A 21,111-nucleotide genomic window follows, 5' to 3' on the forward strand; every position below is an offset into this window, starting at 1 on the left:
GGTGCATCTCTCCTGCACGCCCGACGCCGACATGCCCGATCTTCTTGGCGCGTTCACGACGCTCGGTTTCGAGGCGCACCCGATCGGAACGGGTGAAGAGGCCGACGCCGAGGCGGAAACGAGCCGCGCGCTTCTGCGCGCCGTCGCGGTCGCTGGCTTCGCGATGATGAACATCATGCTGCTCTCGGTGTCGGTCTGGTCGGGAGCGATGGGCGCCACGCGTGACCTCTTCCACTGGCTGTCCGCGATGATCGCGCTGCCGACGGTAGCTTATGCCGGACGCCCCTTCTTCCTTTCGGCCTGGCGCGCGCTGCGCCATCGCCGCACCAATATGGACGTGCCGATCAGCCTCGGCGTGCTGCTCGTCAGCGTCATGAGCCTCTACGAGACGGTGACTCACGGCGCCCATGCCTATTTCGACGGCGCGGTGATGCTGCTCTTCTTCCTGCTCTGCGGTCGGTGGCTCGACAGCGTGATGCGTGACCGCGCGCGCGGCGGCGTCACCGCGCTGCTTCGCAACATGGGCACCGGCGCGATGGTCTTTCGGCACGAACGCTCGACACACTGGGTCGACGCCACTGCGTTAGAGCCCGATATGGTCATGCTCGTCGCTGCCGGCGAGCGGCTTGCGGCTGACGGCATCGTCGCGAACGGATCGAGCAGCATCGATCTGTCGCTATTAACCGGCGAAAGCGCGCCGCAGGTGGTTCGCCCAGGCGATGTCGTTCATGCCGGAACCCTCAACCTCGATGCGCCGCTCAAGGTTCGCGTCACCGCAGCGGGCACCGACACCGCGATCGCCGATATCGCGCGGCTGATGGGCGAGGCTGCACAGGGTAAGTCGCGCTATGTCCGGATCGCCGACCGCGCGGCCCGCCTCTATGCACCGGCCGTCCATTGCCTTGCGTTGCTTGCCTTTGCAGGCTGGATGATCGCGGGGGCCGGCTGGCATCAAAGCCTGCTCATCGCCGCGGCGGTGCTGATCATCACTTGCCCATGCGCGCTCGGCCTCGCCGTCCCCGCCGCGCAAATCGTCGCCGCCGGGGCCCTGATGCGCAAGGGGGTGCTGATCAAGGATGGCTCGGCGCTAGAGCGCCTGTCCGAGGTCGACCTCGCGCTCGTCGACAAGACCGGCACGCTGACGCTTGGTCGCCCCGAAGCGCTCGATCTCGGGCGGCTCGATATCGAGGTCAAGTCGCTGATCCTCGCGCTGGCCCAGTCGAGCCGTCACCCGCTCAGCGAAGCACTGACCCGCGGGCTGCAAGCCTATGATGTTCGTCCCGCCGAGGTCGCTTCGGTCCGCGAAACCCCGGGGTTCGGCGTCGAGGCCCGCTGGGCCGACCGCACGGTGACGCTCGGCCGGCCGGTCGGCGCCGGGCTTGGCGATGCGCTCGCGACCCAGCTCGCCGTCGACGGGCGTGCGGTGGCGACGATCCGCTTTGCCGACCAGCTGCGCCCCGACGCGCGCGCCACAGTCGATACGCTGCGCGCAGCCGGGATCGGGGCCATGATCCTGTCGGGCGATCGCGCCGAAGCCGTCGCGCCCGTGGCGCGAGAGCTCGGCCTCACCGCGCAGACCGGCATGAGCCCGCACGACAAGCTCGATGCGATCGCACGGCAGACGGCTCTCGGGCACAAGGTGTTGATGCTCGGCGACGGGCTCAATGATGGTCCGGCCCTCGCCGCGGGTCATGCCTCGATGGCGCCGGGCTCGGCGAGCGATGTCGGCAAGAATGCCGCCGACTGCATATTTCTGGGCGACCGGCTGATGCCCGTGGTCGAGACGGTGCGCATGGCGCGGCGAACCCAGGCGATTGTGCGGCAGAATTTCATGCTCGCGATCGTCTATAATGTTGTCGCCGTGCCGCTTGCCTTCCTTGGGCTCGTCACCCCGTTGATCGCCGCGATCGCGATGTCGGGTTCGTCGCTTCTCGTCGTCTGCAATGCCTTGCGCCTCAAAGGCGCGATCCGGTGAACGGCCTCATACTGCTCATTCCGATCGCGCTCGGGCTCGGCCTGCTCGGGCTCACCGCCTTCTTCTGGTCATTGCGCCAGGGGCAGTTCGAGGATCTCGACGGCGCGGCGCTGCGGATCTTCGTCGAGGATGAAGAGGATCGGCCCGCATGATCGCTCGCCGGATCGCGGCTATTATGGCGGCGGCGGGACTCGCCGGCGCGCCGCTCGCCACCGACGCGCGTGTCATACGCGTCGGGGCATGCGGCGGCGGCGCGCAGCATCTCGTCCTGCCTGCCGATCCCGCCCGGCCGCGCGACGATGGCGGCAGTTGCGCCAAAGCGTGTCACGCCATGACCGACCGCCGAGACAGGCTGTCCGGCAAACGGGGATGCTGTTGACGCGGCGGGCTTTGATCCCGGTCAATGTCGCCGCCGCCGGCGCCGCGTAACCTCGCCACATGTGGTCCTATCATCCCGATCTGCTCGTCCGGCCCGTGCCGCGATACACCAGCTATCCGACGGCGATGGAATTTGCCGACGACGTCGGCGCCCACGCCTATGGGCAGGCACTCGACTCGGTCGAAGCCGCGACCCCGATCTCGCTCTATGTCCATATCCCCTTTTGCGAGCAGATCTGCTGGTATTGCGGCTGCAACACCGGCGCGGCGGGACGCAAGCATCGGCTCGCCGACTATCTCGCGGCACTCCAGTCGGAGATTGCGCTTGTCGCCAAGCGGCTCGGAGGCCGCGGGCGGGTCTGCCGGATTGCATTCGGCGGCGGCAGCCCCAACGCGATCGCACCGGTCGAGCTGGTGCGCCTGCTCGACCTGTTGCTCACCCTGTTCGATGCGCATCGGCCCGAGATATCGATCGAGCTCGATCCGCGCGGCTTCTCCGCCGAATGGGCGCTTGTGCTGGCTGCGGCCCGCGTGACCCGCGTGAGCCTCGGGGTGCAGACTTTTGCGCCGCACATCCAGCAGGCGATCGGACGCATCCAGCCGCTGTCGCATATCGAACGCGTCGTTGCCGGGCTGCGGCTGCGCGATATCGACGCCATCAATTTCGATCTGATGTACGGCCTGCCGGGTCAGACCCTCGCCGATCTCGATGACACGCTCGAAGAAACGATCCGCCTCGCGCCGAGCCGGATATCGCTTTTCGGCTATGCGCATCTTCCGCACATGATTCCGCGCCAGCGCCAGATCGATGCCAGCAATCTGCCCGATCATAAAATGCGCTTCGAGCAGGCGTGGCACGGTTACGAACGCCTTACCGACGCTGGTTATGTCCCGGTCGGATTCGATCATTTTGCGCTGCCTTCCGATCCGCTTGCCGACGCCGCGCGCGAAGGGCGGGTGAGCCGCAATTTCCAGGGCTTTACCGAAGACGACAGCCCGGTTCTGATCGGCATTGGTGCCAGTGCGATCAGCCGGTTTCCCGATCTCATCGTGCAGAACGAAAAGCGCGCGGGCGTATATCGCGACCTCATCGCGGCCGGTCAGCTGACCGCCGTTCGCGGCGCTGCAATCAACGCCGATGACCGCGAGCGCGGACGGCTCATCAAGGAGTTGCTGTGCCAGGGAACCGCTTGTCTTGAGGCGGACTGGCTACGGCCTGCGCGGACGGCGCTAGCGGTCTTCGAGCGCCTGCATATCCTTCGCTGGGACAATGACAGGCTCGTCGTCGAGGACGATGGCCTGCCCTATGCCCGGCTGGTCGCGGCGCAATTCGACCGCTATCGGGGCGCGATCATGCGCGACGACCTCGAGCCTATGGCATCCATCCGCGCAGATAGCAGAGCAAGCTGAGCATGACACCAATCGCCCGCTAAACGGCGAAATCTCCGGCTGGCCTGTACGTGTTATTCCTAATGGGAAGCGGATGCGCCCTGACAGATAGAGCCCCGGTATCCCGGCTATTTCGACCTTTGGGGGCAGGCCTATGCGCTACGACCAGATTTTCAGCGATGCGATCGCGCGCCTGCACGACGAGGGGCGCTATCGGGTATTCGTCGACATCCTGCGCGACCGCGGCGCCTATCCGGGCGCGCGCTGCTTCGATGCGGCCGGTGACGCAAGACCGATCACCGTCTGGTGCTCGAACGACTATCTCGGCATGGGGCAGCACCCGGCGGTACTTGAGGCAATGAGGGCCGCGATCGCCGATGTCGGCGCCGGTTCGGGCGGCACGCGCAATATCAGCGGCAACACTCATTATCATATCGAACTCGAGCGCGAGCTTGCCGATCTCCATGGCAAGGAGAGCGCGCTCCTCTTTACGTCGGGCTATGTGTCGAACGACGCCACACTGGCGACGCTCGGCAAGCTCCTGCCCGGCTGCGTGATATTTTCGGACGAGCTCAATCACGCGAGCATGATTGCCGGCATTCGCAACGCGGGATGCGAACGGAAAATCTTCCGCCACAATGATCTGGCGCATCTTGAGGCGCTGCTTGCCGAAACCGACCCCGCGCGGCCCAAGCTCATCGCCTTTGAGAGCGTCTATTCGATGGACGGCGATGTCGCACCGATCGCCGCGATCTGCGATCTGGCCGATCGCTATAAAGCTCTCACCTATCTCGACGAGGTCCATGCCGTCGGAATGTACGGCCCGCGCGGGGGTGGTATATCGGAGCGCGATGAAGTGGCGCACCGCGTCAGCGTGATCGAGGGCACGCTCGCCAAGGCTTTCGGCGTCATGGGCGGTTATATCGCCGCGGACCTCGCGGTCATCGACTGCATTCGCAGCTATGCACCAGGATTCATCTTCACGACCTCTCTGTCGCCTGTCCTCGCCGCTGGCGCGCTCGCCAGCGTGCGCCACTTGAAAGCGTCGACGTGTGAACGCGAGGGCCAGCGGGCCGCTGCTCAGCGGCTTAAGTCACTTTTTCGGGCCGCGGGGTTGCCGATCCTGTCGAGCGACACGCATATCGTGCCTCTCCTTGTCGGCGATCCCATCCACGCCAAGGCTCTCAGCGACCATCTGCTCACCGAGCATGGCGCCTATGTTCAGCCGATCAACTATCCAACGGTGCCGCGCGGAACCGAGCGGCTTCGCTTCACGCCCGGCCCGCTGCACGGCGAGGATGAAATGAAAGCGCTGACGGCCGCGCTCGCCGCCTGGTACTTTCCATATCGCGTGCCGATCGCCGCTTGATGAACCGGGCTATCCTGTCTCTTGCCCCAAGGAAGTGCCTCGCTGCTGCGCCAGGTATGGCGACCTCTGCTTTCGTTGCTACCCTGGCCGGAAGTTGCTCGTCCGATTTCGGCCAAAACAGATCGTCGTTCATGGGCTTTGATGGTTCACAAGGGTAGGCCAGCGTAATGGGACAGCGCGCAGGGCTGCGCTGCTGTACCCGCAAGTGCGCTTGGAAACGCTGTGGCTTGTATTTCTACGCCAGCCTACGCGAAGGCGATTTCCCGTTGCAGTGTCGGCGCGATCTACGATATTTTACTCTGCGATAACAGTTTTGGCTCTTTTCATCGCTGCCCCGGAGTAGGGGCGCCAAGTCTGGCGAATGCCGTGCAAAGCCAAGGTGCTTTGGCGTAGGCTTTCGTGCGTCTGAAAAGAAATGGCTCCCCGGGTAGGATTCGAACCTACGACCGATCGATTAACAGTCGATTGCTCTACCACTGAGCTACCGAGGAACACGCCGCCGAAGCGGACAAGGCGGCCCCTTTGCCGCCAACGAACATATTTATCAAGGGGGTTTTGTCGCGATACGAGCCTCAAACGATAAATTGTTCCATCGCGATGCGCTCGTCGAGGCCTTGGTCGGGATCGAATAGCAAAGTCAGCGGCCGGCTGCGGTCGGTTGTGACCAATACCGTCTTCACATCGCGGATCTCGCGCTGGTCGGCAACGGCGCTGACCGGGCGTTTCGCCGCCTCGCGGACGTTAAATCGGATGCTCGTCGATTCGGGGACCAACGCACCCCGCCAGCGACGGGGACGGAAGGGGCTGATCGGCGTCAGCGCGAGCATTTCCGATTCGAGCGGCAGGATGGGCCCGTTGGCGCTGAGATTATACGCGGTCGATCCGGCCGGGGTCGATACGAGCACGCCGTCGCACGCCAGCTCTTCCAGCATCGTCTTTTCGTTGATGATCACCTCGAGCTTTGCCGCCTGACGCGTTTCGCGCAGCAACGAAATCTCGTTGATCGCGGGCAGGATGTGGCGCTCGCCGCTGATCGTCGTGATATCGCCCGACAACGGATGGATCAGGAACGGACGCGCCGCCGCCAGTCGGTCGACCAGTCCCTCGATGCGAAACTCGTTCATCAAAAAGCCGATCGTACCGCGGTTCATCCCGAAAACGGGCATGCTGCGGCGCTGGTCGAGCAACTGGTGCAGCATATGGAGCAGGAATCCGTCGCCGCCGAGCGCGATCAGGAGATCGGCTTCGTTCAAATCGACGAAATCGTAAAGCGGGCGCAATTCGGCCTCCGCCTCCATGGCCGCGGGCGCGTTCGATGCGACAAGCGCGATCTTGCGATGCATATTGGTCCGGTTCCCCCGTGCGTTCAAAAATCGGGGCTGCCTGTCAGCCGCCCGTTGCACTCATATGACGCGCGACCGCCGGTTTGGACTTTACCTCGATATGAAAGTCATGCGCGCGGGGTTTGCCAGCCAAAGCGCCATCAATCAAGCTATCCAGATCGCCGCCCTCGCGCAGCGCGGCACGCAGGTCGACATGGTCGTCCTGACCCAGGCACATATAGACGCGGCCCTCGACGGTCAGGCGGATGCGATTGCACGTCGCGCAGAAATTGTCGCTGAGCGGCGTGATGAGCCCGACGGTCACCGGGCTGTCCTCGACCGCGAAATAGCGCGCCGGGCCGCCGGTACGCTTGTCGACGGGATAGATGGCGCGGCTCTCGCGAAGCGGCGCGATGAAATGGTGGAGGGGGATATAATGATCGCTGCGGTCGCCCTCGACTTCGCCCAGCGGCATCGTCTCGATGAGCGTTAGGTCGCAACCATTTGCCGCGCAATAATCGAGCATCGGCAGCAGCTGGTCTTCGTTGAGCCCCGAGAGCGCGACCATATTGATCTTGATTGCGAGGCCCGCAGCGCGCGCGGCATCGATCCCACGCAGCGCGACGCTGAGATCGCCGACGCGGGTGATGTGACGAAAGGTCGCGGCGTCGAGCGTATCGAGGCTGACGTTGATGCGGCGGACGCCCGCCGCCGCGAGCATTGGCGCATGTTCGGCCAGCCGCATCGCATTGGTCGTCAGCGTGAGTTCGTCGAGGCCGCGGCCGATCATCGCGCCCAGATGCATCGCCAGCGTGTCGATCCCGCGCCGTACGAGTGGCTCGCCGCCCGTCAGCCTGATGCGCCGGATGCCGCGTGCGACGAAACGGGTCGCAAGTTCGCCCATTTCCTCTATGCTGAGTACCGCTGATTTGGGCAGAAAGCTCATGTCTTCGGCCATGCAATAACGGCATCGCAGGTCACAGCGATCGGTGACCGACAGGCGTAAGTAACTGATCTGGCGGCCAATGCCGTCGATCAAAGGCGCCGTCGATCCGGCATGTTGGGATAATGTGGCAGCCACGCGCATATTGTGATGCAAAAGGGACACGCTTGGCAAGCAAAGCCTGATAGAGGGACCGCCATGAATCGCCTGTCCGAATCCCTTTCCGCCTGCGTCCGCAAACTCGAGGCCCTGCACATGCAGCACGAGGCCGATGCGGGCGTCATCCTGGTCCAGATCGACCAGATGGCGCGTATCAACAACAGCGCCGGAACCGCGACGGGCGATTCGGTACTCGACGAGATCGGGCGCCGGCTCGAAAATTTCGCGAGCGACGAATTCGGTCAGGGGTCTTGCGTCGACCGCCTCGATGGGCCGCGCTTCCTGATTGTGCCATCGACCCCGATGTCGCTGGGCGCGCTCCGTGCACAGGAACGCGCGTTGCATGTCGCGCTCGCCGAACCGATCGTCGGTGACCCGAACGGCCGTCTGTCGATCCGCATCGCCGCGGCGCTGATCACCCGCGACGAATCAGTCGCAGAACAGCTTCGCGCCGCCGGCGACCAGCTGGCGCGGCCCGCGTCGGCGCGCGACGGGGTGATGGTCCATGCCGCGCTGTCGCAAAACGAGGTCGTGATCCATTACCAGCCGCAATATGATGTCGCGACCGGGGAAATGACCGGAGTGGAAGCGTTGCTGCGCTGGCAGCATCCCGAACTCGGGCTGCTCGGTGCGGGGCCGCTGGTCACCGCCGCACGCGCGGCGCGGCTGGAATGCGAGCTGACTGAACATGCACATCGCGTCGCGCTTTCCGAAATGGCGACCTGGCCCAAGGCGCTGGCCAGGTTGCGCGTCTCGCTGAATATCACCGCCGCCGATCTCGGCGATCCCGAATTTGCCGGGCGGTTCGCAGATATGGCGAAGGCCGCGAGGATCGACCCCGACCGGTTGACGCTCGAGCTGACCGAGCAGGCGATGCTGAGCGATCCGGCGAGCGCCGCCGATCAGTTGGCGCAGATCCGTGCGCTCGGGGTTGCGGTCGCGATCGACGATTTCGGCACCGGCTATTCCAGCCTGTCGCTGCTCGCGCGCCTGCCGATCGATTATCTGAAGATCGACAGCGGTTTTACCCGGACGATCGACGGCAGCGACCGCGACCGCATCGTCGTGCGCGCGATCGTCGATCTTGCGCGCGCGCTCGGTCTGCTGGTCGTCGCCGAGGGGATAGAGAATGAACGCCAGCTCTCCCGATTGTCCGAACTGGGCGTCGCGACCTGGCAGGGGTTCCTGAAGTCGGGTCCGGTGCCGACCGATCAGCTGCTGGCGCTGATGACCGTTTAGTTTGCCTGCCGCGCCAGCTTGCCCAGCCCTTTCGACAGCTGCAGCGCGCCGTTGAGCCGCGCCCCGGTGCTCACCCAGTCGCCGCTGATCGACAGCTTGTTGTCGGGGCGAAGCCGCGCGCGACCCTTCAGCCGCTCGACATAGGCGATCAGCCCGGGGACGTTCGCGAACTGGTCGCCATGGAAGCTGATGAGCGCGCCCTTGGTGCCGACGTCGAGCTTGGCGATCCCCGCCAGCTTCGCGTTTGCCTTGATCTCCATCAGCTGGACAAGGTTCGCGGTCTCGGGCGGCAGCGGGCCGAAACGATCGATCATTTCGGCGGCAAATGCATCGAGCGCCGCACGATCCTCGGCATCGTTAAGGCGGCGATAGAGCGCCATGCGGAGCGGCAGGTCGGGAACATAATCCTCGGGAATCAGGATCGGCGCGTCAACGGTGATCGTCGGCGACAGCGCTTCGCGCGGCGGCAGTTTTCCGGCGCCTTCGGCTTTTGCGACCAAAATCGCTTCCTCCAGCATCGACTGATAGAGTTCGAACCCGACTTCTCGAATATGCCCTGACTGCTCGTCGCCGACGAGGTTGCCTGCGCCGCGAATGTCGAGATCGTGGCTCGCAAGCTGGAACCCCGCGCCCAATGTGTCGAGATCGCCGAGCAACTTCAGCCGCTTTTCGGCGGTGTCGGTGATCGCGCCATGCTCGGGTGTCGTCAGATAGGCATAGGCGCGCGTCTTGGCGCGCCCGACGCGTCCGCGCAGCTGGTACAGCTGCGCAAGACCGAAGCGGTCGGCGCGGTGGATGATCAGCGTATTGGCGCTGGGGATGTCGAGCCCGCTTTCGACGATCGTCGTCGACAGCAGCACATCATATTTGCGGTCGTAGAATGCGCTCATCCGGTCCTCGACCTCGGTCGGGGTCATCTGGCCGTGCGCGACGACATATTTGATTTCGGGCACGCGGTTGCGCAGGAATTCCTCGATGTCGGGCAGATCCTTGATTCGCGGCACGACGAAGAAGCTCTGCCCGCCGCGATCATGTTCGCGCAGCAGGGCTTCGCGTAGCACTACCGCATCCCACGGCGCCACATAGGTCCGCACCGCGAGCCGATCGACCGGCGGGGTCTGGATGACGCTGAGTTCGCGCAGACCCGACATCGCCATTTGCAGCGTACGCGGGATGGGCGTCGCGGTGAGTGTCAGCACATGGACGTCGGTCTTGAGCTGCTTCAGCCGCTCTTTGTGGACGACGCCGAAACGCTGCTCCTCGTCGACGATCACGAGGCCGAGATTCTTGAACTCGACCGATTTCGCGATCACCGCATGGGTGCCGACGACGATATCGATATGGCCGCTTTCGAGTCCCTCGCGGGTTTTCTGCGCTTCGCCCGCGGGGACGAGACGCGACAGGCGACCGATGTTCACCGGGAAGCCTTTGAAGCGCTCCGAGAAATTGGTGAAATGCTGGCGCGCTAGCAACGTCGTCGGCACGACTACCGCGACCTGCACCCCGGCCATCGCGGCGACGAAGGCGGCGCGCAATGCCACCTCGGTCTTGCCGAACCCGACATCGCCGCAAACGAGCCGGTCCATCGGCCGGCCCGACGCCATGTCGGCGAGAACATCGCCAATGGCGCGGTCCTGATCGTCGGTTTCCTGATAGGGAAAGCGATCGGCGAAGGCGGGATAGGCGGCATCCTGCGCGAGCAGTTCGCCCGAGCGCAGGGCGCGCTGTGCCGCGGTCGCGAGCAGTTCGCCCGCGATCTCGCGGATGCGTTCCTTCATCCGCGCCTTGCGGCGCTGCCATGCTTCACCACCGAGCCGGTCGAGCGCCACGCCGTCGCTCTCGCCGCCGTAGCGCGACAGGACGTCGAGATTTTCGACGGGCACATAGAGCTTGTCGCCGCCCGCGTAGGTCAGCGCGACGCAATCGTGCGGGCTGCTACCGACCGGGATCTGGGTCAGCCCTTCGTAGCGCCCGATGCCGTGATCGAGGTGGACGACGAAGTCGCCGACGCTGAGCGTCGCAAGTTCGGCGAGGAAGGCGTCGGCGCTTTTGCGGCGCTTCTGGCGGCGGACGAGGCGTTCGCCCAATATATCCTGTTCGGTGAGCAGGCTGATCGCGTCGGAAGCGAAGCCATGGTCGAGCGGCAGCACGACCATAGCGGTTGCGCCGCCACTTTCGGCCGATGCGGTGCCGAGCGCCTCTTGCCAGCTCTCGACCGGCGCGAGCGCGGTGACGCCATGGTCACGGAGCAATCCGGAGAGGCGCTCGCGCGCGCCGCCCGAATAGCTGGCGATGATCGTGCGCCGCCCTTTGCGGCGCTCGTCTGACAGATGGTCGGCGACCTTGTCATAGACGTTGAGGTCAGCAGTGCGTTCGGGGGTGAAATCGCGCGCGGCGAAGGTTTCGAGGTCGACGACCGTTGCGGAGGGCGGAACATCGAAGGGCGTGACGATATGGATCGGGCGCTCTTTGGTCGCTCCGACCCATTCGCTTTCTGTCAGGTAAAGCGTTTCAGGCGCGAGCGGGCGGTAGCTGCCCGGCGACTCGCGTTCGGCGGTGACGCGGTTCGCGTGATAGTCCGCGATCGCGGCAAAACGCGTTTCCGCCGTCGCCTCGGTGCGGTGGCCGCGCAAGACCGGGGTAGCGGGATCGATATGGTCGAACAATGTCGCCAGCCGTTCTTCGAACAGCGGCAACCAATGGTCCATGCCCGCCTGCCGCCGGCCTTCGCTGACGGCCTGATAGAGCGGGTCGCCCGTTGACTGCCCGCCAAACAGGTCGCGATAGGCCGAGCGGAAGCGCTTGATCGTCGCTTCGTCCAGCAAGGTTTCCGATGCCGGAAGAAGCTGCAACGCCTTGGCGGGGCCAAGGCTGCGCTGGTCGGCGGGGTCGAAGCGGCGGATGCTCTCGATCTCGTCGCCAAAGAAATCGACGCGCAAGCCCGTTTCCTCGCCAGCAGGAAACAGGTCGAGGATGCCGCCGCGCACCGCGAACTCGCCCTGGTCGGCAACGGTGTCGACGCGGCTGAAACCGTTCGAAACAAGCAGCTCGGCGAGCGTGTCGCGATCGATCCGCTGCCCCGCCGCCAGCGTCGTCGCGAGCTGGCGGATGCGGAAGGGCGTCAGCGTGCGCTGGGTGATCGCGGCGACGGTGGTGAGGACCAGTTCGCCGCGCTTCGGCGCGAGCTGCAATGCCGACAGCGTCGCTAGCCGGTCGGCGCTGACGCGCATCGACGGGCCGGCGCGATCATAGGGCAGGCAGTCCCACGCCGGAAAGCGATGGACGGTGAGATCGGGCGCAAAGAAGGGTGCCGCATCGGCGATCGCCTGCATCGCGGTATCGTCGGTCGCGACATAGACGAGGCGCTTGTCGCTCGCGCGTGCCAGATCGGCGAGCAGCAGCGGCAGAAAGCCGTCGGCGGCGCGCGCGAGGGTCAGCGGCGCCGACGCCGATCCGATTGCGGTAAAAATGTCGGCGGCGGGCATCGTCATGGCAGCGGGATATAATCCAGCCGGCGCATCGCGGCGATCATCTCGGGGCGGTCGAGATGCGCGGGCGGCTCGTCGGTGCCGAGCGCCCACGCCATGATGTCGACATCGTCTTCCTCGACGACGATTTCATACCAGGCGATCTCTTCTTCGTTCCACGCGGCTGAATAACGGTCGAAAAAGCCGCCGATCATATAGTCGGCCTCGCGCGTGCCGCGGTGCCAGGCACGGAATTTCAGGCGTTTGAGGCGGTCTTGCATGGCGGGCCTTTTAGCCTTGTCAGGCGATGTATCAACCGCCGTTTCCCCAACCCGTTTGCATCGAGCGAAGTCGAGATGCCCATCGGCATCGGGCCGGCCTTCCGCGTGTCTCGACTTCGCTCGACACGAACGGAAAGACGAGGCTAGACACGCCTGGCCATGCGACCCGAGATACTCAATCCGCTATTTGCCGCGCTCACCGACCTGAAAGGCGTAGGGCCGCAGCTTGCCAAGCCGCTGACGCGGCTGGGGCTGGAGCGCGTCGTCGACGTGCTGTTCCACTTGCCGACCGGGCTGATCTCGCGATTCCCGGTCGAGCGGCTCGATCAGGCGCAGGCGGGGCAGACGATCATCGTCGAACTGTCCGCACAGGATTATCGCGCCGGCCGCAGCCCGCGTGCGCCCTTCGGGGTCGAGGCGTTCGACGATGCGGGCGATCATGTCCGCCTCGTCTATTTCGGGCGAACGTCGGGTCTCGCCCGCAAGCTCTTTCCTCTGGGTGAGAAGCGCCGGGTTTCGGGCCGCCTCGATCTTTATGGCGACATGCGCCAGATGGTGCACCCCGATCAGGTCGTCGAGCCGGGCGACGAGGCGGGAATTGCCCAGCATGAGGCGGTCTACCCGCTGACCGAAGGGCTCACCAATGCCCGGTTGTCGCAGCTCGCGCAGGTTGCGCTCGAACGGCGCCCCGAACTCACCGAATGGATCGACGCGCCATTGCTCGCGACCCGGAACTGGCCAGCGTGGCGCGAAGCAATGGAGCGCGCGCATGCGAGTCCGCGCGATGAAACGGCGCGCGACCGGCTCGCCTATGACGAGATTTTCGCCAGCCAGGTTGCGTTGATGCTGATCCGCCAGGGCCTTCGCACGCGCAAGGGCAGGGCGATCGTCGGGGACGGGCGGTTGACCGAGGCGCTGAAGCTGCCGTTCGGGCTGACCGGCGCGCAGGAGCGCGTGGGGCGCGAAATTGCGGGCGACATGGCGCAGGACACGCCGATGCTGCGCATGCTGCAGGGCGATGTCGGGTCGGGCAAGACGCTCGTCGCACTCCGCGCGATGCTGGCGGCGGTCGAAGCCGGGACACAGGCGGCGCTGCTCGCCCCGACCGAGATTCTGGCGCGCCAGCATTTTGCGACCTTGCAGCGAATGCTCGCGGGTTTGCCCATGAACCTCGCGATCCTCACCGGGCGCGACAAGGGCAAGATACGCGAATCGACGCTGATGGGGCTTGCCGACGGCAGCATCGACATTCTCGTCGGCACTCACGCCATTTTCCAGCAAGCGGTGACCTACAAGGATCTCGCGCTCGTCGTCGTCGACGAACAGCATCGGTTCGGCGTCGCGCAACGCTTGATGCTCACGCAAAAGGCGGCGCGCCCTCCGCACCTGCTGGTGATGACCGCGACCCCGATCCCGCGCACGCTGCAACTCGCCAATCACGGCGAGATGGACGTGTCGCAGATCGACGAGATGCCCCCGGGGCGCACCCCGATCGACACGCGCGTCGTCTCGGTCGATCGTCTCGACGAGGTCGTCGACGGGCTAGACCGCCATCTCGCGAACGGAGCGCAGGCCTATTGGGTATGCCCGCTCGTCGCCGAAAGCGAGATCAGCGAACTCGCGGCGGCCGAGGAGCGCGCCGCATTGCTTCGCGCCCGGCTCGGCGAGCATCGCGTCGGGCTCGTCCATGGGCGGATGAAGGGTCCCGAGAAGGATGACGTCATGGCGCGCTTCCAGGCGGGCGAGATCGGCGTATTGGTCGCGACGACGGTGATCGAGGTCGGGGTCGATGTGCCCGCTGCCAGCCTGATGATCGTCGAACATGCCGACCGCTTCGGGCTCGCGCAGCTCCACCAGCTGCGCGGCCGCGTCGGGCGCGGGACAGCCAAGTCGGTCTGTCTGCTACTGCGCTCGCAGAATCTTTCTGAAACCGCGCGCGAGCGGCTCGCTTTGATGCGTGAAACCAACGACGGCTTCGTGATCGCTGAAAAGGATCTCGAACTGCGCGGCGGCGGCGAGTTGCTCGGGCTTAAACAATCGGGCGACGCCGATTATCGGCTCGCGACCCCCGAACAGCTCGTGCGGCTGCTGCCGGTCGCGCACGACGACGCACGGCTATTCGTCGAGCGCGACGGCGCGATGGAAGGGGCGCGGGCCGAAGCCGTGCGTCTCTGCCTGTACCTGTTCGAACGCGATGCGGCGGTCCCGCTCCTGCGAAGCGGTTAGTTTACGTCGCCTCTGGCACCCATGGCGCGGATCATCGGCAGATAATCTTCGACCGAGATCGACTTGTCGAACTGCACGCCGGTCTTGCCGCCGAGCGACCAGACGACCTTGGCCGAGGTGCGGCCGATGATCGGCATACGGAACACGACGAGATCGCCGATCTCCAGCCCGCGTTCGAATCGCATCAGCATACCGTCGGCGCTGATGTTGACGCAGGTGCACATTTCCTGCCGTCCGTCGGGCATGACGAAGGGCAGGCGGCAATAGACGTCGCTACGCGGAGCGATCCGCTGGTCGAGCCCGACATAATGGGCTTTGCTGGTGTCGATCTTGCGCATTTTTGTGGACCTTGTTGATTTGGCCATGACGATCCACCCGATTGCTGAAGAAGTCGTAAACGCTTCCCTGCGCCCTAGCGGGTCACGAGGCCATGTTTTTTTGATCCAAGGCTCAGCGGAACGGGGTCGGCGCCGGGCATGATCAGATGCTGCGGGTCGCGAATGACGATGCCATCGACCTTCACCGCGCCCTCGTCGAGCTTCCGGCGCGCCTCCTTGTTCGACGCGGCGAAGCCCAGTTCGCGCAGCGCATCGACGACGCTGATGCCTTCGGCGGGCGCGGCGGCCTGCGGAAGGTCGCCGCCAACCTGTCCCTTTTCAAAGGTTTGCGTGGCGGTGTCCGAAGCCGTGCGCGCGGCGTCCGCGCCGCGGCACATCGTTGTCGCTTCGTTCGCGAGGATTTTCTTGGCCTCGTTGATCTCCGCGCCCTCGAGTGCTTCGAGGCGTGCGATCTCTTCGAGCGGCAGGTCGGTGAACAGCTTCAGGAACTTGCCGACGTCGCGGTCGTCGCAGTTGCGCCAATATTGCCAATAGTCAAAATGGGACAGTTGTTCGGGATTAAGCCACACGGCGCCCGCGGCGGTTTTGCCCATTTTGGCGCCCGCGGCGGTGGTCAGCAACGGAGTCGTGAGACCATAGAGATCGGCGCCGTCCATGCGGCGACCCAGTTCCATGCCGTTGACGATATTGCCCCACTGGTCCGATCCGCCCATTTGCAGACGGACATCCATGTCCTTCGACAGATGGCGGAAGTCGTAGCCCTGGAGGATCATATAGTTGAATTCGAGGAAGGTCATCGGCTGTTCGCGCTCGAGCCGCAGCTTGACCGAGTCGAAGGTCATCATGCGGTTGATCGTGAAATGCGTGCCGACTTCCTGCAGCAGCTCGATATAGCCGAGCTGGCCGAGCCAGTCGTGGTTGTTCACCATCACCGCATCGGTCGGCCCGTCGCCGAAGGTCAAATATTGCTGGAAGATGCTGAAGATCGACGCAATGTTCGCGGCGATCACCTCGTCCGACAGCATCTTGCGGCTCTCGTCACGCCCGGTCGGATCGCCGATCCGCGTCGTCCCGCCGCCCATCAGTACGACAGGCTTGTGCCCCGTCTGTTGCAGGCGGCGCAGCATCATGATCTGGACAAGGCTGCCGACGTGCAGGCTGGGCGCGGTCGCGTCGAAGCCGATATATCCCGGGACGACCTGTTTCACGGCAAGCGCATCGAGCCCTTCCGCGTCGGTCGTCTGATGGATATAGCCTCGCTCATCGAGCAGGCGCAGCAGGTCGGATTTATAGTTCGTCATAGCGGGCGGGCGCTTAGCATGGGGTTTGATATTTGGATAGCATGCGCAAAGAGCTGATCTGTCATCCGGCGACGCCGGGCAAGGCCGTTCGCGTGGTCGCGGTCGAGGTTAGCCTGTCGTTCGAGGACGGCTTCGCGCTGCGCTTCATCGTCGACGGCGCGATCGCTGCGCTGGTGCTGCCCGACGGACAGGGCGAACTCGTCATCGCCGACAGCGCGACCGACGGCCTGTGGGAAAGCACCTGCTTCGAGGCTTTCCTGACCGAGGAAGGCGAGCCCGATTATACCGAGTTCAACTATGGCCCCGATGGCCGCTGGGCCTGTTACCAGTTCGACGATTATCGCTCGCTGCTCCGCACCGACGATCTTGCGCCATGGGAAATGGCGGCGGAAAAGGGCGAGCAACGCTATGCGCTGCGCGTCGAGCCGGGCATTTTTCCCGACAATGGCGCGAAGCTTGCGCTGTCGGCGGTGATCGAGGAACTTGACGGCACCAAAAGCTATTGGGCGCTGGCGCACCCGCCCGGCAAGCCCGACTTCCATCATCCCGATTGCTTTGCACTCACGCTTGGGGCACCCGACGCGGCATGACTATTCTCTTCGGCATAGACCGCCTGCTCGCCGATCCGGTGCTTCGCAAACCGCTCGAAGGCAAGCGCGTCGCGCTGCTCGCGCATCCCGCCTCGGTCACTGCCGACCTGATCCACAGCGTCGATGCGCTCGTTGCGGCGGGGCTCGATATCACCGCGGTGTTCGGGCCGCAGCACGGGGTGCGCGGTGACCTTCAGGACAATATGATGGAGTCGCCCGACTTCACAGATCCGGTCTATGGCATGCCGGTGTTCAGCCTCTATGGCGAAGTGCGCCGTCCGAGCGGCCAGTCGATGCACACCTTCGATGTGATCCTCGTCGATCTGCAGGACCTGGGCTGCCGCATCTACACCTATGTGACGACGTTGCTCTACGTCCTCGAAGCCGCCGCCGCGCATGGCAAGGCGGTGTGGGTGCTCGATCGACCGAACCCGGCGGGACGACCCGTCGAGGGTACATTGCTTCAGCCCGGCTGGGAGAGCTTCGTCGGCGCAGGGCCGATGGTGATGCGTCACGGGCTGACGATGGGCGAGATCGGGCACTGGTTCATCCGCCATTTCAATCTCGACGTCGATTATCGCGTGGTCGAAATGGAAGGCTGGGACCCGAAAGGCCCGGGCTTCGGATGGCCCACCGACCGCGTTTGGATCAACCCCAGTCCCAATGCCGCGAACGTCAATATGGCGCGCGCCTATGCCGGCACCGTGATGGTCGAGGGTGCGACCTTGAGCGAGGGCCGGGGCACGACGCGTCCGCTCGAAATCTTCGGTGCGCCCGATATAGACGCCAAGGCGGTGATCGCCGAGATGCAGCGTCTCGCGCCGCAATGGCTCGGCGGATGCAAGCTGCGCGATATCTGGTTCCAGCCGACCTTTCACAAGCATGTCGGCCAGCTGAGCAGCGGCGTGCATATCCATGCGGACGGGCCGTGGTATGACGACGACGCGTTCCAGCCGTGGCGCGTGCAGGCGCTGGGCTTTAAGGCGATCCGCAGCCTTTATCCCGACTATCCGATCTGGCGCGGCAAGGATTTCAAATATGAATATACCGACGATGTGCTCGCGATCGATGTGATCAATGGCGGGCCGGGCCTGCGCTTATGGGTCGACGATGCGGGTGCGGATGCGGGCGATCTCGATGCGCTGGCACTGCCCGACGAGGCGGCGTGGCGCGAAGAGATTGCCGATTTGTTCATATACTGACGAGGGGGAAAGATGATGCACCGACGGCAATTTCTGGGCACCGCGGCAATCGGGGGGTTGGCCGCGACCTTGCCTGCCCCGGTGCTCGCGGCCGACACGGCGGCGCTTCCCAACCTCGCTGCGAAAGCCGCCCCTATCGGCAAGGCCGAGCGCATGGCGCGGATCGCGAAGGCGAAGGAGCTGATGCGCGCGAACGATATCGGCGCGCTGCTGATCGAGCCGGGATCGAGCCTGATCTATTTCACCGGCGTGCGCTGGTCGCGGAGTGAGCGGCTGACTGCTGCGGTGCTGACGCGCGAAGGCGAGATTGCGGTCATCACGCCTTTTTTCGAAGAACCGTCGGTGCGTGAGAGCCTGGGCATCGAGGCCGAGGTGCTGACGTGGAACGAGGATGACAATCCGCTGGCGGCGGTCGCTGCGTGGCTTGGCAAGCGCGGCCTTGCGAAAGGCCGCATCGGCGTCGAGGAAACGGTGCGCTATTTCGCCGTCGACGGGCTGGAAAAGGCGATGCCGGGCGCGACGGTGGTCAACGGTGCGCCGGTCGTGCGCGGTTGCCGGATGCACAAATCGCCCGCCGAAATCGCGCTGATGCAGGTCGCTGCCGACATCACCATCGCCGCCTATCGCCACACCGCGCCGCGTGTCGAAGCCGGGATGACCCCGGCGGACATCGGTGCGATCATGGCCGCGGCGACAAGGGCGCTTGGCGGCAAGAGCGAGTTCGAACTGATCCTGCTCGGCGAGGCGAGCGCCTATCCGCATGGGTCGGGCAAGCCGCAGGCGGTGAAGAGTGGCGAAGTCGTGCTGATGGACTGCGGCGCCACCGTCCACGGCTATCAATCCGACATCTCGCGCAGCTTCGTCTACGGCAAGGCGAGCGCGCGCCAGCGGCAGGTATGGGACCAGATGCGCAAGGGGCAGGATGTCGCCTTTGCCGCCGCAAAGCTCGGCACGCCGGCGGGCAAGGTCGATGATGCGGTGCGCGCCTATTACGCCGGGCTCGGCTGGGGTCCGGACTATAAGCTCCCCGGCACCTCGCACCGCACCGGCCACGGCATCGGGCTCGACGGGCACGAGCCGGTCAATCTGGTGCGCGGCGAAACGACGAAGCTCGCGCCCGGCATGTGTTTCTCGAACGAACCCGGCATCTATATCCCCGGCGAATTCGGCATAAGGCTGGAAGATTGTTTTTACATGACCGACGGCGGCCCGAAATGGTTTAGCGAACCGCCGCCGTCGATCGACAACCCATTCGGTTAATCGGGCGCCTTTGGCCGCTGGACCAAACTGACGAGCACGAACGAAATGATCATCAGGAGATACCAACTGCCGAGCTTGTCGATGCCGACCATGTGCCAGCCATCGTCCTGGCTGGGATAGGTCCACGCCCGCGCGAACGTGCCGATATTCTCGGCAAACCAGATGAACAGCGCGACAAGGCCCCAGCCGAGGAGCAAGGGCATGCGGCGATGCGCATGCAGCGGGCGGAACCACACCTGACAGCGCCAAAAGAGCAGGGCGGTCGCTGCGAACAATAGCCAGCGAATGTCGGGTAGCCAGTGGTGCGCGAAGAAATTGACATAGATCGCGGCGGCGAGGGCGTAGCTTGCCCATGCCGGAGGGTATCCGGTGTAGCGGAAGTCGAAGATGCGCCAGACGCGCGCGATGTAGCTGCCGACCGCGGCGTACATGAAGCCGGAGAAGAGCGGGACCGCGCCGAGGTGGAGCAGGCTCGCCTCGGGATATTGCCATGATCCGGCGGCGGTCTTGAACAATTCCATCACCGTGCCGACGATGTGAAAGATCAGGATGACGATCGCTTCTTTCGGTGTTTCCAGCCGGAAGGCGAGCATGCCGAGCTGGATCAGTACGGCGCCGATGGTGATTGCATCATAACGGTGGAGCGGTGCATCCTCGGGCCAGAACAGATGCGTGCCGAGCAGCAGCGCAAGCATCAGCCCACCGAACAGGCACGCCCAACCCTGCTTGAAGCCAAAGACAAGAAATTCGAGAAACCAGCCGCGCGGCCCCGGCGTGATCGCCATCGCCTCCAGCCGAGACCTGACGGCGTAGAAGCGGCTGTTACCGCCAGCCGCCCCGTCCTCGCGTTCAGACATGGACGGCGACGTAGGCAATCAGCAGCGCGGCGGGCATCAGCAACAGCTGTGCGAGGATCGTGCCCGCAAGGCGGCTCAGTGAAATGAGCATGATCGCGCGGCGAAACTCGCCTTCGCCGACTTTGCCCTCGACCGCATCGTCGGTCATCACCGACAATTGCGGATCGATAAAGGCAAACAGCAATATCGTCGCAAAGCCGTTGATCAGCGCCGACAGCTGCGACGCGGTGACGCGGAATTCGGGCGCCAGATAGCCGGCATAGAGCGACGCGACGACGCCGACCGCGAGCAGCGATTGCGCAAGGCAGTTGGCGATCAGCACGCCCCAGCTGATCCCCTTCGGCATATGCCAGCTGCGCAGATGGGCTATGCCGGGGAACCGGATGGACTGACGGATGGTGCGAAATCCGCTCGGGCTCATCGCCTTGAGTGCAAGTTTGGTCGTCGAGCGATTGGTTTGGTACCAGCCGATTGCCGTCGCAAACATGCGCTGCCCGGTGGGCACCAGCAGAATGCCGATAAGCGTCGCGACGCTCGCCGCCGCCAGCACGAACTGCATGTCGATGAACAGCGAGGCCCCGCTGCCGTCGTGGATGCGCGTCTCGATCCGCTTGGCGAGGAAGGGGCCGAGGAAGCTGTTCGAGGTGCGCGAGAAGAGCACCAGGATGTTGAACAGCGCGAACGACATCGCAATCCGCCGCGTACGGACCCCGGCGATGCGCGCGGCATAGGCGAGCGCGCCGATCAGGTTGATGAAGCCGGTGAGGAGCAGGATGGTGACGAGGGGTAGGTCGATCATCTTCGCGCCCCTAGCG

At 64.7% G+C, this 21,111-nt stretch carries 18 protein-coding genes and 1 tRNA gene; 10 read left to right on the top strand and 9 right to left on the bottom strand.

The window, feature by feature from the left end:
* The first annotated feature begins 31 nt into the window (after nucleotides 1-31).
* From AC3A43_RS12835 to hemA, 5 genes are all read left to right on the top strand, one after another.
* On the top strand, nucleotides 32-1,975 hold the full coding sequence (locus AC3A43_RS12835) for a copper-translocating P-type ATPase (protein ID WP_487793050.1): 1,944 nt from the start codon (nucleotides 32-34) through the stop codon (nucleotides 1,973-1,975).
* A complete protein-coding gene (ccoS, locus tag AC3A43_RS12840; RefSeq protein ID WP_487792921.1) occupies nucleotides 1,972-2,127 on the top strand; it encodes a cbb3-type cytochrome oxidase assembly protein CcoS in 156 nt (51 codons plus the stop codon). The genes AC3A43_RS12835 and ccoS overlap by 4 nt, the downstream gene beginning before the upstream one ends.
* Nucleotides 2,124-2,354, top strand: coding sequence for a hypothetical protein (locus tag AC3A43_RS12845; RefSeq protein ID WP_487792922.1), 231 nt, complete (start codon nucleotides 2,124-2,126; stop codon nucleotides 2,352-2,354). Before ccoS ends, AC3A43_RS12845 begins: the two co-directional genes overlap by 4 nt.
* Nucleotides 2,355-2,413: 59 nt before the next feature.
* Nucleotides 2,414-3,763, top strand: a complete 1,350-nt coding sequence (gene hemN, locus AC3A43_RS12850) for an oxygen-independent coproporphyrinogen III oxidase (RefSeq protein ID WP_487792923.1) — start codon at nucleotides 2,414-2,416, stop codon at nucleotides 3,761-3,763.
* Between the two features lie 133 nt (nucleotides 3,764-3,896).
* A complete protein-coding gene (hemA, locus tag AC3A43_RS12855) occupies nucleotides 3,897-5,111 on the top strand; it encodes a 5-aminolevulinate synthase (RefSeq protein WP_487792924.1) in 1,215 nt (404 codons plus the stop codon).
* A gap of 416 nt (nucleotides 5,112-5,527) precedes the next feature.
* Here hemA and AC3A43_RS12860 read toward each other — a convergent pair.
* The 3 genes from AC3A43_RS12860 to moaA all read right to left on the bottom strand — a co-directional run bounded on the left by AC3A43_RS12860 (nucleotide 5,528) and on the right by moaA (nucleotide 7,520).
* Nucleotides 5,528-5,602, bottom strand: a tRNA-Asn gene (locus AC3A43_RS12860).
* A gap of 81 nt (nucleotides 5,603-5,683) precedes the next feature.
* Complete coding sequence (locus AC3A43_RS12865) at nucleotides 5,684-6,454, bottom strand: NAD kinase (RefSeq protein ID WP_487792925.1); 771 nt, start codon at nucleotides 6,452-6,454, stop codon at nucleotides 5,684-5,686.
* A gap of 43 nt (nucleotides 6,455-6,497) precedes the next feature.
* Nucleotides 6,498-7,520, bottom strand: a complete 1,023-nt coding sequence (gene moaA / locus AC3A43_RS12870) for a GTP 3',8-cyclase MoaA (RefSeq protein WP_487792926.1) — start codon at nucleotides 7,518-7,520, stop codon at nucleotides 6,498-6,500.
* A gap of 54 nt (nucleotides 7,521-7,574) precedes the next feature.
* Between moaA and AC3A43_RS12875 the strand changes: the two genes are divergently transcribed.
* A complete protein-coding gene (locus AC3A43_RS12875; protein ID WP_487792927.1) occupies nucleotides 7,575-8,774 on the top strand; it encodes a GGDEF domain-containing phosphodiesterase in 1,200 nt (399 codons plus the stop codon).
* Here the strand turns inward: AC3A43_RS12875 and mfd are convergent.
* A complete protein-coding gene (gene mfd, locus AC3A43_RS12880) occupies nucleotides 8,771-12,265 on the bottom strand; it encodes a transcription-repair coupling factor (RefSeq protein WP_487792928.1) in 3,495 nt (1,164 codons plus the stop codon). The genes AC3A43_RS12875 and mfd overlap by 4 nt on opposite strands.
* Entirely contained in the window at nucleotides 12,262-12,522 is a 261-nt protein-coding gene (locus AC3A43_RS12885) for a succinate dehydrogenase assembly factor 2 (protein ID WP_487792929.1), read from the bottom strand. Before AC3A43_RS12885 ends, mfd begins: the two co-directional genes overlap by 4 nt.
* A 159-nt stretch (nucleotides 12,523-12,681) precedes the next feature.
* On the opposite strand from AC3A43_RS12885, the gene recG reads away from it, so the two are divergent.
* Nucleotides 12,682-14,748, top strand: coding sequence for an ATP-dependent DNA helicase RecG (gene recG / locus AC3A43_RS12890; protein WP_487792930.1), 2,067 nt, complete (start codon nucleotides 12,682-12,684; stop codon nucleotides 14,746-14,748).
* Here the strand turns inward: recG and AC3A43_RS12895 are convergent.
* Together AC3A43_RS12895 and tyrS are read right to left on the bottom strand one after the other, a co-directional pair.
* Nucleotides 14,745-15,086: a PilZ domain-containing protein gene (locus AC3A43_RS12895; RefSeq protein WP_487792931.1), complete on the bottom strand. Its 342-nt coding sequence runs from the start codon at nucleotides 15,084-15,086 to the stop codon at nucleotides 14,745-14,747. The two genes, recG and AC3A43_RS12895, sit on opposite strands and share 4 nt — an antisense overlap.
* Before the next feature lie 74 nt (nucleotides 15,087-15,160).
* Nucleotides 15,161-16,387, bottom strand: coding sequence for a tyrosine--tRNA ligase (tyrS, locus tag AC3A43_RS12900; RefSeq protein WP_487792932.1), 1,227 nt, complete (start codon nucleotides 16,385-16,387; stop codon nucleotides 15,161-15,163).
* Nucleotides 16,388-16,428: 41 nt separating this feature from the next.
* Between tyrS and AC3A43_RS12905 the strand changes: the two genes are divergently transcribed.
* Genes AC3A43_RS12905 through AC3A43_RS12915 form a run of 3 tightly spaced genes read left to right on the top strand, consistent with a single transcriptional unit; the run spans nucleotide 16,429 to nucleotide 19,439 of the window.
* Nucleotides 16,429-16,977 (top strand): DOMON-like domain-containing protein, encoded by a 549-nt coding sequence (locus AC3A43_RS12905; protein WP_487792933.1) that lies wholly within the window; start codon nucleotides 16,429-16,431, stop codon nucleotides 16,975-16,977.
* 2 nt (nucleotides 16,978-16,979) lie between these two features.
* On the top strand, nucleotides 16,980-18,179 hold the full coding sequence (locus AC3A43_RS12910) for an exo-beta-N-acetylmuramidase NamZ family protein (protein WP_487793051.1): 1,200 nt from the start codon (nucleotides 16,980-16,982) through the stop codon (nucleotides 18,177-18,179).
* A gap of 15 nt (nucleotides 18,180-18,194) precedes the next feature.
* A complete protein-coding gene (locus tag AC3A43_RS12915) occupies nucleotides 18,195-19,439 on the top strand; it encodes a M24 family metallopeptidase (protein ID WP_487793052.1) in 1,245 nt (414 codons plus the stop codon).
* On the opposite strand, the gene AC3A43_RS12920 is transcribed toward AC3A43_RS12915, so the two are convergent.
* Together AC3A43_RS12920 and AC3A43_RS12925 are read right to left on the bottom strand one after the other, a co-directional pair.
* A complete protein-coding gene (locus AC3A43_RS12920) occupies nucleotides 19,436-20,296 on the bottom strand; it encodes a DUF817 domain-containing protein (protein ID WP_487792934.1) in 861 nt (286 codons plus the stop codon). The two genes, AC3A43_RS12915 and AC3A43_RS12920, sit on opposite strands and share 4 nt — an antisense overlap.
* A complete protein-coding gene (locus tag AC3A43_RS12925; RefSeq protein ID WP_487792935.1) occupies nucleotides 20,289-21,095 on the bottom strand; it encodes a lipid II flippase Amj family protein in 807 nt (268 codons plus the stop codon). Before AC3A43_RS12925 ends, AC3A43_RS12920 begins: the two co-directional genes overlap by 8 nt.
* Nucleotides 21,096-21,111: the final 16 nt, after the last annotated feature.

The sequence above is a fragment of the Sphingopyxis sp. Soil_C_28 genome, assembly GCF_057657055.1.